Origin of the sequence: Sorangium sp. So ce321, from assembly GCF_051530195.1 — a bacterium.
Lineage (GTDB): Bacteria > Myxococcota_A > Polyangia > Polyangiales > Polyangiaceae > Sorangium.
In genome coordinates, this window is the sequence record NZ_CP150329.1 from 10,952,664 (window position 1) to 10,965,642 (window position 12,979).

Here is a 12,979-nt window from a genome sequence, read left to right on the forward strand (position 1 = left end):
GCATGATTCGTGCAGGACAGGGCGCGGCGCCGCGTATCATGGTCGCGTGGACGAAGGCTCTCCGGGGGGCGATGGGCGTGAATCCTGCGCGCCGCTCCGGCTCGCGATCGTGGCGGGTAGCACCATCGCCTTCGCGCCCCTGCCGCCCCGCGGCTCGGTCGTCCTCGGCCGGGAGGACGGGTGCGACGTGCGCATCGACGATCGCTCGGTCTCGCGCCGGCACGCCGCCCTCCACGTCGGCCCCTCGCTCCGGGTCGAGGACCTCGGGAGCGCCAACGGCACGTTCGTCGGCGAGCAGCAGCTCCCCGCCCTGACGGCGCGGACCCACCGCCTGCGGCGCCTGTCGCGCGAGAGCGCCGAGATCGTCGTCGGCGAGCGCTTCAACCTGGGTGCGACGACCGTCGTCGTCGGCCGCGCGCCCGTGGGGCCGGCGGTGGAGCCCGACCGCGGGCACGCGCCCGAGGACGTCGTGGTGCGGGCCCCGGCGATGGTCGCGCTCTACGAGCAGGCCGCCCGCGCCGCGCGGAGCCCCATCAGCGTGCTCATCCTCGGCGAGACGGGGGTCGGCAAGGAGGTGCTCGCCCGGACCCTCCACGCCCGCTCGCCGCGGGCCAGCGGTCCCTACGTCGAGCTGCACTGCGCCGCGCTGCCGCCGTCGCTCCTCGAGGGCGAGCTCTTCGGCCACGAGAAGAGCGCCTTCACCGGCGCGAGCCAGGCGCGCCCGGGCCTCATCGAGTCGGCCGACGGCGGCACGCTCTTCCTCGACGAGATCGGCGAGCTGCCGCTCGCCTTCCAGGTGAAGCTGCTCCGCGTGCTCGAGGACCGGAAGGTGCTGCGCCTCGGCGGCCGCACGCCCCGCCGCGTCGATCTCCGCTTCGTTGCGGCCACCAACCGCGACCTCGAGGCCGAGATCGCGCGCGGCGCCTTCCGCCAGGACCTCTACTTCCGCCTGAACGGCATCTCGCTCGTGGTCCCGCCGCTCCGCGAGCGGCGCGACGAGATCGCCCCGCTCGCCAGGAAGTTCCTCGAGGAGGCGTGCCGGCACCTCGACCAGCGCAGCGCGCCCCGCATCTCCCCCGAGGCGCTCGGCGTGCTCGAGGCGTACTCCTGGCCGGGGAACGTGCGCGAGCTGCGCAACGTGATCGAGCGCGCCGCGGTCCTGTGCGCGGGGGAGTCGGTCCTGCCCGGCGATTTCCCGCCGCACCTCGTGTGCGGCGCCGCGCCGCCGCGGGGCGGCTCCGCGCCGCCGCCGAGCAGCGCCGCGCCGTCGCGGGGCGGCTCCGTGCCGCCGCCGAGCAGCGCCGCGCCGCCGCGGGGCGGCTCCGTGCCGCCGCCGGCCAGCGACGGCGCCCGCACGCGGGGAGGCCCCGGCGGCGACGGCGCCGAGACCCCCGCGGCCGCCGCGGAGCCCCCCACGCCGACGCCGCGCGCCGAGGCCATGGCGAAGCTCCGGCTCGAGATGAAGGTCCTCGAGCGGCAGCGCGTCATCGAGGCCCTCGAGCAGTCCGCGGGCAACCAGACGCGCGCCGCGAAGCTCCTCGGCATCTCGCTCCGCACGCTGATCAACCGCATCGACGAGTACGGCATCCCGCGGCCGCGGAAGCGGACCCCGTGACCGCTCACGAGCCGGGCGAGAGCGCGGCGCCGCCCGCGCGCAGCGTGTCGGAGACCCCCTCCAGGATCCCGTGGAGCGCCGCCTCGACGTCCCGCCCCGCGCCGAGCGCGAGCCCCCGCTCCGCGAGCACGACCGCGGCGGACGCGTCGCTCCCGGCGAGCGCCTGCTCGGCCGCGCGCAGGTAGAACTCCACGGCGAGCTGCGGCTCGCCCCCGCGCTCGAAGTGCTCGGCGAGCACCTTGGCGTCGTGCTCCCCCGCCTGGAGGAGCCACTCGGCGGCGAGCCGGTGGCCGAGCGCGCGGTCGTGGTCCGTGAGCATCGCGTAGGAGCCGTCGCGGATGAGCGCGTGCCGGAACGCGTACTCCTCCTGGTCCGAGAAGCGGCTCTGCTCGCGCCGCTCGAGGAGCTCGCGCTGGAGCATCCAGGGCAGCCAGTCGACCGCGAGGGTCGAGCCCTCCGCGTCCCCGAGCAGGGCGAGCGCCCCCTTCTTCCAGAACGCCTCGCCGAAGACGCTCGCCGCGCGGAGCAGCCGCCGCGCCTCGGCGGGGATCGCCTCGAGCCGCGCCTCGACCATGCCCAGGATCGTCTCCGGCAGCCGGTCCGCGCGCCCCTCCGCGACCGCCCGGATGAGCTCCTCCAGATAGAAGGCGTTGCCGCTCGCGCGCTCGACCAGGCGGGCCACCTCCGCGGGCGGGAGCCCGTCGCCGAGCATCTGTCGCACGAGCTCCTCGGCGGCGCGGCGCGGCAGCGCGCCCAGCGTCATCTCGTGGACCTCGCTGCCCTCCCAGAGCACCGGGAAGGCCTTCCGCACCTCCACGCGCGCCAGGTAGAGCACCGCGAACGGCCGGTCGCGCAGCTCCCGGAGGACGCGCGCGATGAGCTTCAGCGACGCGGCGTCGCCCCACTGGATGTCCTCGAGCACGAGCAGGTACGGCCCCGCCGCGCACGCCGCCTCCATGAAGTCGAGGTAGGCGAGCGGGATCTGGTCGGCCATGAGCGGAGGGCTCTGCCGCGCCTCCTGGAACCTCGGCTCGGCCTCGCTCGGGAAGGGCGTGCCGACGATCTCGCCGAGGAAGGCGGCGATCCGCGTCCTGTCGCCCGGCTCCAGCGCCGGGGCGCGCGCGACCAGCGAGAGCAGCCGCTCGCGCTGCGCGGCGGCGGGCTCGCCGCCGGTGATGCCGGCGGCGCCCCGGAGCGCGGAGCCGAGGAGCGAGAACGGCGAGCCCGCGCTCAGCGAGTCGCCGCGTCCGACCGCGATGGTGAGCTCGGGGTGCCGCTCCCGCAGGACCTCGATGAGCTCGTAGCGCAGGCGGGACTTGCCGATCCCGGGCGGCCCGGTGATCAGGATGGCCCGGGGCTCGGGCCCGCCGAAGCTGTCCTCGAGGAGCTCGCGCAGGTTCCGGAGCTCCCTGTCGCGGCCGACGTAGGGGCTCGGCTTGCCGAGCAGCGTCCGCGCCGTCCGGCCGACCTCGCGCTCCTGGAGCAGGAGGAAGGTGCCCGACCGCCCGGCCTCGATCTCGAACCGCGCGTCGAGCAGCGCGCGGGTCACGTCGTCGATCCACACGGGCGCCGGCTTCCGGTCCGGGCGCGCCTCGCGCTCGGCGAGCGAGAGGAGCGCGGCCGCGCGGTCCATGACGGGCCCGACCGGGAGGCTGCCTGTCTGCTCGGCGCGGCCGGTCGCGAGCACCACGGAGGCCTCCGGCAGGAGCTCGCCGAGCTCCAGGGCGCAGCGCGCCGCGCGCGCGGCCTGCTCGATCGCGTCGCCGACGCCCGCGATCGAGAGCAGGACGGTGCCGTCGGCGAGCGTGTCGACCCGCGCCCCGAACGGCTGCGTCCTCGTGTGGAGCTTCGTCGTGAGCTCGCGGGGCAGCGCGGAGACGAGGGTGCTCGTCGCGCCCCCGCCGGAGGTCTGCCGCGGCTCGCGCGCGGCCACCATCGAGAGCAGCCGGAGCTCGCCGGTGGTGATCGCCTCGTAGAGGACGGGCGTGACGGCCAGGCCGCTGCTCGGATCGCGCTCGAGGGCGTCGAGCGCCTCGACCACGGCCGCGCCGTCGCGCGGCCGCTTCTCCGGGTCCTTCGCGAGCATGCGCGCGACGAAGTCGTCGAGCTCCTGCGGCAGGTCGGGCCGGAGGTGCCGGACGCGCGGCGGGTCCTCCATGAGCAGCTTCGCGAGCAGGGCCATCACGTGCTGGCCCTGGAACGCCGGCCTGCCCGTGAGGCACTCGAAGAGCACCGCGCCGAGCGAGAAGATGTCGGCCCGCGCGTCGAGGCGGTCCCGGTCGCCGGTGGCCTGCTCCGGCGCCATGTACCCCGGGGTGCCCATCACCGAGCCGGTCCGCGTCAGCGCGCCGATGGTGCGCTTCATCCGGGCGATGCCGAAGTCGAGCACCTTGAGGCCGGCGACCTCGCCGCCCACGAGCAGCAGGTTGCCCGGCTTGACGTCGCGGTGGACGATGCCGCGCGCGTGCGCCGCCCCGAGCGCCTCGGCGGTGGCGCGGAGCAGGGCGAGGCTCTCCTCGAGGTCGAGCCGCTGCCGGGTGAGGCGCTGCGCGAGGCTCTCCCCGTCCAGCCACTCCATGGCGAGGTAGGGCACCCCGTCGGGGGTGACGCCGTGGGCCACGTGCCGGACGATGCGCGGGTGATCGAGCTCGGCGAGGATCCGAGCCTCGTGCTCGAAGCGGTGGACGGCGCTCCGGTCGGGCTGGCCGAGCAGCTTCAGCGCGACGGGCGTCCCGGTGACCCGGTCGAGGGCGCGGTAGACCGTCCCCATCCCACCGGAGGCCGCGACGCGCTCGATCTCAAAGCGGCGGTCGATGACCTCACCCGGGCGCATGGGGCGGAGAATGCACCGGCGTCGAGCCGTCTTCAACGGGTCGTCGGCGGGGGCGCCCGCGCTGAGGTGTCAGCAATCGAAGAAGCGGCGGAGCCCGGGGCGGATGACCTCCTCGATGGTCTCATCGAGCAACACCCGGGCTTCCAGGCCGCTGCACAGCCCGAGCTGCTCCCCGCGCTCTGGCGCGCCGCGCGACGGCAGGTGTGCGTGCTCATGCTGCACGAGGTGACGGAACGCGACAGGGAAGTAGCGCTCGACCGCTCCCCGCTCTGCGGCGGAGAGCTCGGGCGCGACCTGCTCGAGCAGGCGCCAGCCGAAGCGGGCGTGCCCGACCTCGTCGGCGTAGATGCGCGTCAGCAGATCGAGCAGCGGCCCCGGCGGCATCTCCAGCCGCTCGGCGCCGATGAGGGACACGGCCACGGTCTCGCTCATGCAGCAGATGTGGATCACGTTACGGAGGACGGCGGCGCGCGGCGGCGCGTCGCGGTGCTGGGGGAACTCCGGGCGCTCCGGGACGCTCGCGGTCGCCGCCCCGCCGAGGGACTCCACGACGGCGCCGCAGAGCACCCCGTGCCGGCGCTCCTCGGCGGCGAAGCCCCGGCACGCGTCGGCGAGCTCCGGCGGGAAGCCCGCGTCGGTGAGCTGGCGCGCGAGCGCCTCGAAGACGGCCGACGACGCGTGCTCGTTCACCATGCGCGCGCGCCAGGTGCCGATCGCGGAGGGGAACAGCTCCGCCGGATACCCGCTCACGTCGAGGGCGTGCGCGCGCGCCTCGGCGCGGAGATCGAGCTGCGAGGCGTTCATGCGACCTCCGACGCGGCGTCGGCGTCGAGCGCCGGCGGGACCGGGGGGCCCCAGGGCGTGCAGAAGGTGTACGCGTAGAGCTCCTCCTCGGGCGCGACGAGGTCGCCGAAACAGCACACGTGCCGGATGGGCTCTGCCTCGCCGTACGAGATGGCATTGGCGCCCACGCCCACGATCAGCGCCGTGCAGCAGTTCACGAAGGAGGCGTCCTCGGCCAGGGCCGCGAGCTGCTGCTCGGAGGGCCGCACCGCGCCGTCGGGCAGGCGCTGCGCCGTGTAGTCGAGGCAGCACTCGAGCTCCGCGCGGGGGCGGGCCTCCGCGTCGTCGAGCCCGGCCTGCTCGGCGCACGCGAGCTCGGATGGCTGCGACGGAGAGCCCCCGGCGCCGTCCGTGCCGCCTCCTGCGGCGCTCGACGCGGACACGTCGCCGCCCGTTCCCGGAGCTGCCCCTCCGCCGCCGGCCGCCCCCGCGCCGCCTGCCGCCGCGCCAGTGCCGGCGGGGTCCGGGCCATCCGGCGCCTCCGGGACGACCTGCTCGCCGGGATCCGGGGCCGGCGCCTGCTCGTCGGAGATGTGGACTCCGCCGCAGCCGACCGAAACGCCACAGGCCAGCGCTCCCAGCGCGACCCTTGCTGCTGCCCGCAATGCTGCCCGTCTCGTCTCCTCACGCATACACGTCGCCTCCAGTCGAAGGGCCGCGCCTGCGGAGCGCATCCGCTGCCTGTGCGGACCGCTCGCGCGCCCTTTTGTGGACCAGAGTACGCGCGCGGAGGAGTGGAGAGAATCTGCATTTTCCGCACGCTATTGGATGGGAATGCAAAACAATCCCGCCATGAGCTCCGCCGCGCGCGGCGCTCACGAGGACGCGGCCGGCGCCGGTCGCGACGCGTGGCCTCCGGATCGGTAGGCGCCCGGGGGGACCCCGACCTCCCGGCGAAACGCGACGCTGAAGGCGGCCTCGTCCCGGTAGCCCACGGACGACGCCACGTCGGCGAGGGCGAGCTCGGGGCGGTCTCGCAGCTTCTCTTTTGCGAGCTCCATGCGCCAGCGCATCAGGTGCCGGAGAGGGCTCTCTCCCACCTGCCCGCGAAAGGCCTGAGCGAAGCCCGAGCGGCTCATGCCTGCGCTCCGCGCGAGAGAGGCAACGGTCCACGCGCGCTCCGGGGCTCGATAGAGCGCGTCCAGGGCGCGAGCGACGCGCTCATCCGCGAGGGCGGCGCGCCAGGAGCCCGGAGGCGCGGGGCGCTCGAGCTCCGCGCGAATGACCTGCAGGAGGAGCAGCTCCGCGAAGCGAGCGACCATGATCGGCGCGCCCGGCCGCCGGCCGCGCACCTCGTCGCGAATGCCATCCAGGAGCCGGCCGAGGCCGGGCACCGGCTCACCGGCGCCGCCGTCGATGAGCACCGCCGGGGGCAGCGCGCGCAGGAGCAGCGACCGCCCGGCGCCGACGAGGCTCATGGAGGCGCAGAGCACCACCGTCCTTTCGCCGCTGCCGCCCAGCCGGCGCCGCACCGCCTGCGTCCCTGGCGCGGGGGGCGAAGACCAGCGATCCTCGTCGTCGACCGGAGCCCCGGGCCGGTGCCGGAGACAGTGGGGAGCGCCGTGCGGCAGCAGCAGCAGGTCTCCCTGATCTACATGGAGCTCTCGGCCGTCCAGCTCGAGCCACATCTCGCCTTCGAGGACGTGGTGGAGCGAGACGAGCTCTCGTCGTCCGACGCGGGCCCCCCACGGGGCGCCGAGCTCGATGCGGCCGAAGAGGCTGGTCTCGATGCGCACGTGGCGAAGCAGCGCGGTGAGGACATCGGGCATTGGACGATCGCAAAAGGGAGATGGACTCTATCACATGGGGACTCTGCCGGGCGTCCGCTAGGTATCGACCATCAACTCACAAGGAGGCAGACATGGACATCTTCATCACCGGCGCGAGCGGCTATATCGGCTCGGCGGTCGCCCGCGCGCTCGTCGCTCGCGGGCACCGGGTGCGCGGGCTCGCGCGCAGCGAGGCGGCGGAAGCGAGGGTGCGAGCCTGCGGAGCGGAGCCGGTCCGGGGCGATCTCTACCAGGTGGACGTGCTTGCGCGCGAGGCGGGGGCCGGCGACGGCGTGGTGCACACCGCGGCCACGATGGGAGAGGACCGCGCGGCCACGGACGCTGCGGCGGTGACGGCGATGCTCTCGGCCATGAGCGGCGGAGTCTTCGTGACGACCACCGGGGCGCCGCGAGCGCGGTCCTCGCGGGTGCCGGTGCCGGAGGATGACGCGGTGAACCCCGGCGGACCGCTCGAGTGGCTGGTGGCGGCCGAGTCGCGCGTGCTCGGTGCGAGGGGCGTCCGCGGCCTCGTCGTGCGGCCGCCCATGGTCTACGGCGACGGCGCAGGTCCGGTGGCGCGCCTGGTGGAGGGAGCGCGCGCGGCGGGGGTGGCGCGCTACATCGACGATGGCGCAAACCGCTGGTCCACCGTCCACGTGCGGGATCTGGCGGTGGCGTACGCGACGCTGCTGGAGTCGGACGCGACGGGGGTATTCCATGCCGCCGAGGCGTCGCCCGAGCCGATGGGGGCCCTGTTTGCGGCGATCGGCGATGCCGCCGGGGTGCCGGTGCGTTCGTGGAGCCTCGCGGAAGCCAGGGCCGCCCACGGGGTCATGGCCGGCTTCCTGGCCATGGACGCCGCCCTCGACGCGACCCGGCTGCGCGGCCTGGGCTGGTCGCCGAGGGTCGGCGAGGCGGTCGTAGGGATCTGCGGCGCGCTGCGCGACCCGGCCGAGGGGTATCTGAAGCCCCGGCGACCCGACCCAGGTTGAGCGACGACCCGACCCGACGACCCGACCAGGTTGAGGCGACTCGACCCAGGTTGGGGGGGCGACCCGACGCAGGTTGGGCGACCCGACCCAGGTTGGGCGACCCGACCCAGGTGGGGCGACCCGACCCAGGTGGGGCGACCCGACCCAGGTTGAGGCGACCCGACCCAGGTTGAGGCGACCCGACCCAGGTGGGGCGACCCGACCCAAGGCGACCCGACCCAGGTTGGGCGACCCGACCCAGGTTGAGGCGACCCGACCCAGGTTGAGGCGACCCGACCCAGGTTGAGGACCGACCCAGGTTGAGGCGACCGCCCACGTTGTAGCGACCCGGTTCGTACGAGCAGGGTGGCGCCCCGTCGCAGGGCAGCGGCGGCGTCGCTAGGTCGCTCCCCACGGGAGCGCCCGGCCTCTCAGGTGCAGTAGTCCCCGACGCCCGACCTCAGCAGCTCGAACCCGCGCTCGCCGAGCCGCGACAGCGCGGCGCTGATCTCCGCGTCGGAGTCGCCGCGGAGCACCCGCGCCACCAGCTCCTCGACGAGCACCCGCTCCAGCCCGATCACCATCGCCGCGACCACGGGCGCGGTGGGGTCGTCGGCCGGCGCGCCGGTCTGCTCGATCAACGTCTGCGCGAGCCGCGCCTCGCTCCGCACGAGCATCAGCCGCCCCCGGGCCCTGAGCGCCGGGCTCGCCTCGACCGTCGCCATGAACGGCCGCAGCCGCTCCGCCCGCAACGGCTCCTTCTTGCCCTTCACCACATCGAGGAAGCCTCGATGAAGCGCGTCGATGGCCGACTCCCCTGCCCGCCGCTCCCGCACGATCCGGCTCGGCGCCTCCTCCACCTCCTCCGCCCGATCGAAGAACAGCTCCTCCTTCGTCACGAAGTAGTTGAAGACCGTGTTCACCGACACCTGCGCCGCCTCCGCCACCTCGGCGACGGTGACCTGATCGAACCCCCGCTCGATGAACAGCCGCGTCGCCACCTGCGAGATCGCCAGGCGCGTCTGCTGCTTCTTCCGCTCCCGCAACCCCGGTCGCTCGCTCATGCCCCTCTCGCTCCGCTCGAACCTCGGACGCTCCACGAGCGGCCACCCTGATTTTGCATTGACACCAAGTTTGTAGTCACTACATTTTCATCCGCTCGGGGGCGAGGCGCGCCCTTCCGGCGCTCGAGGAGGCTCCCCCATGGCGGATGGCCGGTTTCCCGTGGTGATCGTCGGTGGCGGCGTCGTCGGCCTGACGGCCTCCCTGTTCCTGGCGCAGCAGGGCGTGCGCGCGCTCCTGGTCGAGCGCCACCCGGGCACCAGCATCCACCCCCGGGCTCGCGGGGTGAACGGCCGCACGATGGAGCTCATGCGCGAGCTCGGGCTGGAGGACGCCGTCCGCCGCGTGGGCGCGAAGCTCGCCCCGGCCGTGGGCATCCACGCCGGCGCCACGCTGGTGCAGGTGCTCGAGTCGCGCGGCGAGGGCGGCTGGCTGCTCCGGAGGCTCCGGCGCAAGGGGATCAGCGGGCAAGGGTCGAGGAAGAGCCCGACCGGCCCTTGCCGCTGCACGCAGGACGAGCTCGAGCCGGTGCTGCTCGGCGCGGCGCGCGAGCGCGGCGTCGACGCGCGGTTCTTCACGGAGCTGGTCGGCTTCGAGCAGGACGCGGACGGGGTCACCGCCGCGATCGTCGACCGGGAGACCGGAGCGCGGCAAGCGGTCCGCGCGGACTACCTGATCGCCGCCGACGGCGCGCGCAGCCCGATCCGCGGGCAGCTCGGCGTCCACCAGACCGGGCCAGGCGTGCTCACGCACCAGCTCAACCTCTACTTCCGGGCCGACCTCACCGCGCTCGTGAAGGGGCGAGAGTTCAGCATGTGCCTGGTGGACAACCCCGATGTCCGCGGGCTCTTCGCCTCGATCAACAACACCGATCTCTGGGTGTTTCACGTCTCCTACCACCCCGATCGAGGAGAGCGGCCCGAGGATTTCCCGGCGGAGCGGTGCGTCGCGCTGATCCGCAAGGGGGTCGGGATACCGGACCTGGCCGTCGAGCTCAAGGGCGCGCTGCCCTGGCAATCCGCGGTGCGGGTGGCCGAGCGCTACCAGCATGGGCGGGTGTTCCTCGCGGGTGACGCCGCGCACGTCATGCCGCCCTGGGGCGGGTTCGGGGCCAACACGGGCATCCAGGACGCGCACAACCTGGCGTGGAAGCTCGCGGCGGTGCTGCATGGCCACGCGGGGCCGGAGCTCCTCGCGACCTACGATGTCGAGCGGCGGCCCGTGGGGCGCGCGGTGGCGGAGATCGCCGGGAGCATGAACGACGAGCGGGGGCTGTTCGCGGTGAAGCCGGGGCTCGGCATGCTGTGGGGGATGCGCAAGGTCTTCCCGTACCTCACGATGGGCTACGGCTACACGTCTCGCGCGGTGCTCCTGGAGCGCGGGCCGCTGCCCGGCCCCGGCACGACCGAGCTGCGGGGCCGCCCGGGGACGCGCGCGCCGCACGTCTGGATTCGAAGGGGCGGCGAGCGGATATCGACGCTGGACCTGTTCGGCCGGAGCTGCGTGCTCCTGGCCGGGGAGGACGGCGCCGCGTGGGTCGAGGCCGCCCAGGTCGCCGCGAGGCAGCTGGGCGTTCGCGTCGACGCGCTCCGGATGGGCGTCGATCTCGAGGACGACGGGCGCCGCTGGCCAGGGGCGTTCGGGGTCAAGGCGAGCGGCGCGGTCCTGGTGCGACCGGACGGCATCGTGGCGTGGCGAGGGAGAGCGCGCGGCGCCGCGGCGGAGGCCACGCTGACCGAGGCGCTCGCGCAGCTGCTGGCGCGCCCCGCGGCGTGATCGTGTCGAGCGCGACGAGGCGATGAAAGAGCTGCAAGAAGCCCCCAACCTGGGCCAGGTCGCTGCCGTGAGGCTCACTCCTCGACGCGGACGCGCTTCGCCTCGCTGGGCACGCGGCGATCGTCGAGCGCGAACAGGAGGTAGTTGCCTCCCGGCGCCAGGGCGGCTGTCGCCGGGGCATGAACCTTGAGCTTGCACCTGCCGATCCGGTCGAACGACAGCCTCACGTACCGGTTGCCCCACGACCAGTTGTGCGTCACCGGATCCGTGCGAAGGATCACCACCGAGCTCGTGCTCCTGCACGGCGACTCGAGCGTGACCTGGAAGCTCCTCCGGTGAGTGATCTTCTCGGGGGCCCGCTCGATGACCGGCCTCGATCCCATGAACATGTACGCCGGCTTGTAGACCTGCAGGACGGGGACTCCGAGCGTGTCGTCCTCCGGGGCCAGATCGACCCGGTTTCCGCCCATGGAGTAGACGCTGCCGTCCGGCGCGAGGAGCAAGGTCGAGTGATCGTGCCTGGGGACGGTGGTGCTCATGAGCGTCCTGACGTCTCCCGAGTCCGGGTCGAAGAGCTGGTATTCCAGCGTGTTGATCCGCTCCTCGCCCTCGGAACCGCCGCGGCCGCCGACGATGAGCACCTCGCCGTTCGGCAGGGCGACCGCGTTGTTCTGCGTGGCCGGCCGGATCAGGTCGTCCTGCCGCCGCCACCTGGGGCGCCGGTCGGAGAAGTCGATCATCTCCACGGCGGCGATGTCGTCTCCATTCCCGGCGTCGCCGCCGAACAGCGCGATACGCTGCGAGAGGGGCTGTCCTTGCTCGTCGAGGTCGAACATCGCCACGCTGGCGCCGCTCTCGTGGGCGAAGTCGGCCCTGTCGACGCGCCGCCAGTGCCGCTCGCCGCGCTCGTCGCGGTGCACGTCGGCGAGCGCCGCGCGCACGTCGAAGAGGTAGGTGTTACCGTTGTACCGGTACGGATCGTACTCCCGGATCTCGTCCCCCGTCGGGAGCGGCGGCTCGACCTCGGCGACGACGGCCACCTTCCAGTCGTCCCTGTCCCGGCCGGTCTGCACGACGAAGGACCGCGGGTACATCGGAAGAAGCTTCCTCGCGTTCTCGAGCGGAACCGTGGCGTCCGTCGCGGGATCGTAGATCTCCGGGACGACTTGCCGCACCTTGGTCGCGGGCGCCTCGTCGGGTCCGACGCTGCTATCCTGGTCGGAGCCGGACAGGATGAGCACCTTGCCGTCCGGGAGCGTCACGGCGGTCGGGTACCAGCGCTGGTATCGCATGTCCGACGGCGCGGGCGGGTCTGTGTTCCTCTCGTCGAGCGGGTCCGGGTTGGGAGGCAAGTAGCTGTCGGTCGGGTCGACGGCGTAGGCCGCCTTCACCGGCGGGACCGTCCTGAATACCCACGTCGCCGTGAGCGGGTCGAAGATGTTCAGCTTCCGGGTCCCCTGGTTGCCCGACTTGTCGTGCCCTCCGACGACAAGCCAGCGGCCGTCCGGCAAGGTGGTGTTCCCCGCGCAAAAGAGGTTGTAGTTGAGGCCCGCCGAAGATCCGCGATCGGAGAACGCGGCGGCGTTCATCGCGAAATCCTCCTCGTCGAGCGCACGGACATCGTACTTGCCCCGGTTCGCGAACGCGTCCGGGTGCGAGATATCGAAGACGAGGGTGTTCTCGCGCTCGATGTCGTCCTTGATGCGGCTCAGGATGCTGCGCTCGAGCGTGTCGCTGAAGCGGAACCCGCCATAGACGACCCTCCGGAATGACTCCCTGAGGGTCCCGACGGGCCCGACGGTCGGGTCCGCCAGGTCGGTCCCCCTGTACTCGGACGGACGCATCCAGAACAGGATCTTGGGAGAGCCGAGCGGATCCCAGAAGAAGCCGGCGTGGACAGCATCCTTGTGCATCGGGATGAGCGGGCCAAGCGCGCCGTCCGACGCCGGTGCGTACGACTCGGACGACGCCTCCTGGACATCCTCGGTCCCGTCCACACCTGCGCAGCCGCTCCCAAGGCACAAGAGGACATAGAGCAACGGGCCATGTTTCGTCGAGGTCATCAGATCCCCCCATGAGGCGCGCGATGGACAGCCGCGCGCCGCTGTAT

9 protein-coding genes are annotated in these 12,979 nt (G+C 73.5%); 3 read left to right on the top strand and 6 right to left on the bottom strand.

Going from position 1 to position 12,979, the window contains the following annotated elements; translation table 11 throughout:
- Positions 1–46: 46 nt before the first annotated feature.
- The gene (locus WME89_RS40510) at positions 47–1,615 is read left to right on the top strand and encodes a sigma 54-interacting transcriptional regulator (protein WP_438004929.1); all 1,569 of its coding nucleotides are present in this window, start codon (positions 47–49) and stop codon (positions 1,613–1,615) included.
- Positions 1,616–1,619: 4 nt separating this feature from the next.
- Here the strand turns inward: WME89_RS40510 and WME89_RS40515 are convergent, their stop codons facing one another.
- The 4 genes from WME89_RS40515 to WME89_RS40530 form a co-directional block, all read right to left on the bottom strand.
- Positions 1,620–4,448: a serine/threonine-protein kinase gene (locus WME89_RS40515; protein WP_438004930.1), complete on the bottom strand. Its 2,829-nt coding sequence runs from the start codon at positions 4,446–4,448 to the stop codon at positions 1,620–1,622.
- Between the two features lie 69 nt (positions 4,449–4,517).
- The gene (locus WME89_RS40520; protein ID WP_437620152.1) at positions 4,518–5,252 is read right to left on the bottom strand and encodes a ferritin-like domain-containing protein; all 735 of its coding nucleotides are present in this window, start codon (positions 5,250–5,252) and stop codon (positions 4,518–4,520) included.
- Positions 5,249–5,923, bottom strand: a complete 675-nt coding sequence (locus WME89_RS40525) for a hypothetical protein (RefSeq protein ID WP_438004931.1) — start codon at positions 5,921–5,923, stop codon at positions 5,249–5,251. The genes WME89_RS40520 and WME89_RS40525 overlap by 4 nt, the downstream gene beginning before the upstream one ends.
- 183 nt (positions 5,924–6,106) lie before the next feature.
- Positions 6,107–7,060 (bottom strand): AraC family transcriptional regulator, encoded by a 954-nt coding sequence (locus WME89_RS40530; RefSeq protein WP_438004932.1) that lies wholly within the window; start codon positions 7,058–7,060, stop codon positions 6,107–6,109.
- A gap of 92 nt (positions 7,061–7,152) precedes the next feature.
- On the opposite strand from WME89_RS40530, the gene WME89_RS40535 reads away from it, so the two are divergent.
- Positions 7,153–8,052 (top strand): NAD-dependent epimerase/dehydratase family protein, encoded by a 900-nt coding sequence (locus WME89_RS40535; RefSeq protein WP_438004933.1) that lies wholly within the window; start codon positions 7,153–7,155, stop codon positions 8,050–8,052.
- 410 nt (positions 8,053–8,462) lie between these two features.
- On the opposite strand, the gene WME89_RS40540 is transcribed toward WME89_RS40535, so the two are convergent.
- Positions 8,463–9,095, bottom strand: a complete 633-nt coding sequence (locus tag WME89_RS40540; RefSeq protein WP_438004934.1) for a TetR/AcrR family transcriptional regulator — start codon at positions 9,093–9,095, stop codon at positions 8,463–8,465.
- 139 nt (positions 9,096–9,234) lie between these two features.
- On the opposite strand from WME89_RS40540, the gene WME89_RS40545 reads away from it, so the two are divergent.
- Positions 9,235–10,869: an FAD-dependent monooxygenase gene (locus WME89_RS40545; RefSeq protein ID WP_438004935.1), complete on the top strand. Its 1,635-nt coding sequence runs from the start codon at positions 9,235–9,237 to the stop codon at positions 10,867–10,869.
- 74 nt (positions 10,870–10,943) lie between these two features.
- Here WME89_RS40545 and WME89_RS40550 read toward each other — a convergent pair whose 3' ends face one another.
- Positions 10,944–12,932, bottom strand: a complete 1,989-nt coding sequence (locus WME89_RS40550) for a galactose oxidase-like domain-containing protein (protein WP_438004936.1) — start codon at positions 12,930–12,932, stop codon at positions 10,944–10,946.
- Positions 12,933–12,979 lie beyond the last annotated feature (47 nt).

Coding starts and splice junctions, on each gene's coding strand:
- WME89_RS40515 (WP_438004930.1), bottom strand. CDS start 4,448: ATGCGCCCGGGTGAGGTCATCGACCGCCGCTTTGAGATCGAGCGCGTC.
- WME89_RS40520 (WP_437620152.1), bottom strand. CDS start 5,252: ATGAACGCCTCGCAGCTCGATCTCCGCGCCGAGGCGCGCGCGCACGCC.
- WME89_RS40525 (WP_438004931.1), bottom strand. CDS start 5,923: ATGCGTGAGGAGACGAGACGGGCAGCATTGCGGGCAGCAGCAAGGGTC.
- WME89_RS40530 (WP_438004932.1), bottom strand. CDS start 7,060: ATGCCCGATGTCCTCACCGCGCTGCTTCGCCACGTGCGCATCGAGACC.
- WME89_RS40535 (WP_438004933.1), top strand. CDS start 7,153: ATGGACATCTTCATCACCGGCGCGAGCGGCTATATCGGCTCGGCGGTC.
- WME89_RS40540 (WP_438004934.1), bottom strand. CDS start 9,095: ATGAGCGAGCGACCGGGGTTGCGGGAGCGGAAGAAGCAGCAGACGCGC.
- WME89_RS40545 (WP_438004935.1), top strand. CDS start 9,235: ATGGCGGATGGCCGGTTTCCCGTGGTGATCGTCGGTGGCGGCGTCGTC.
- WME89_RS40550 (WP_438004936.1), bottom strand. CDS start 12,932: ATGACCTCGACGAAACATGGCCCGTTGCTCTATGTCCTCTTGTGCCTT.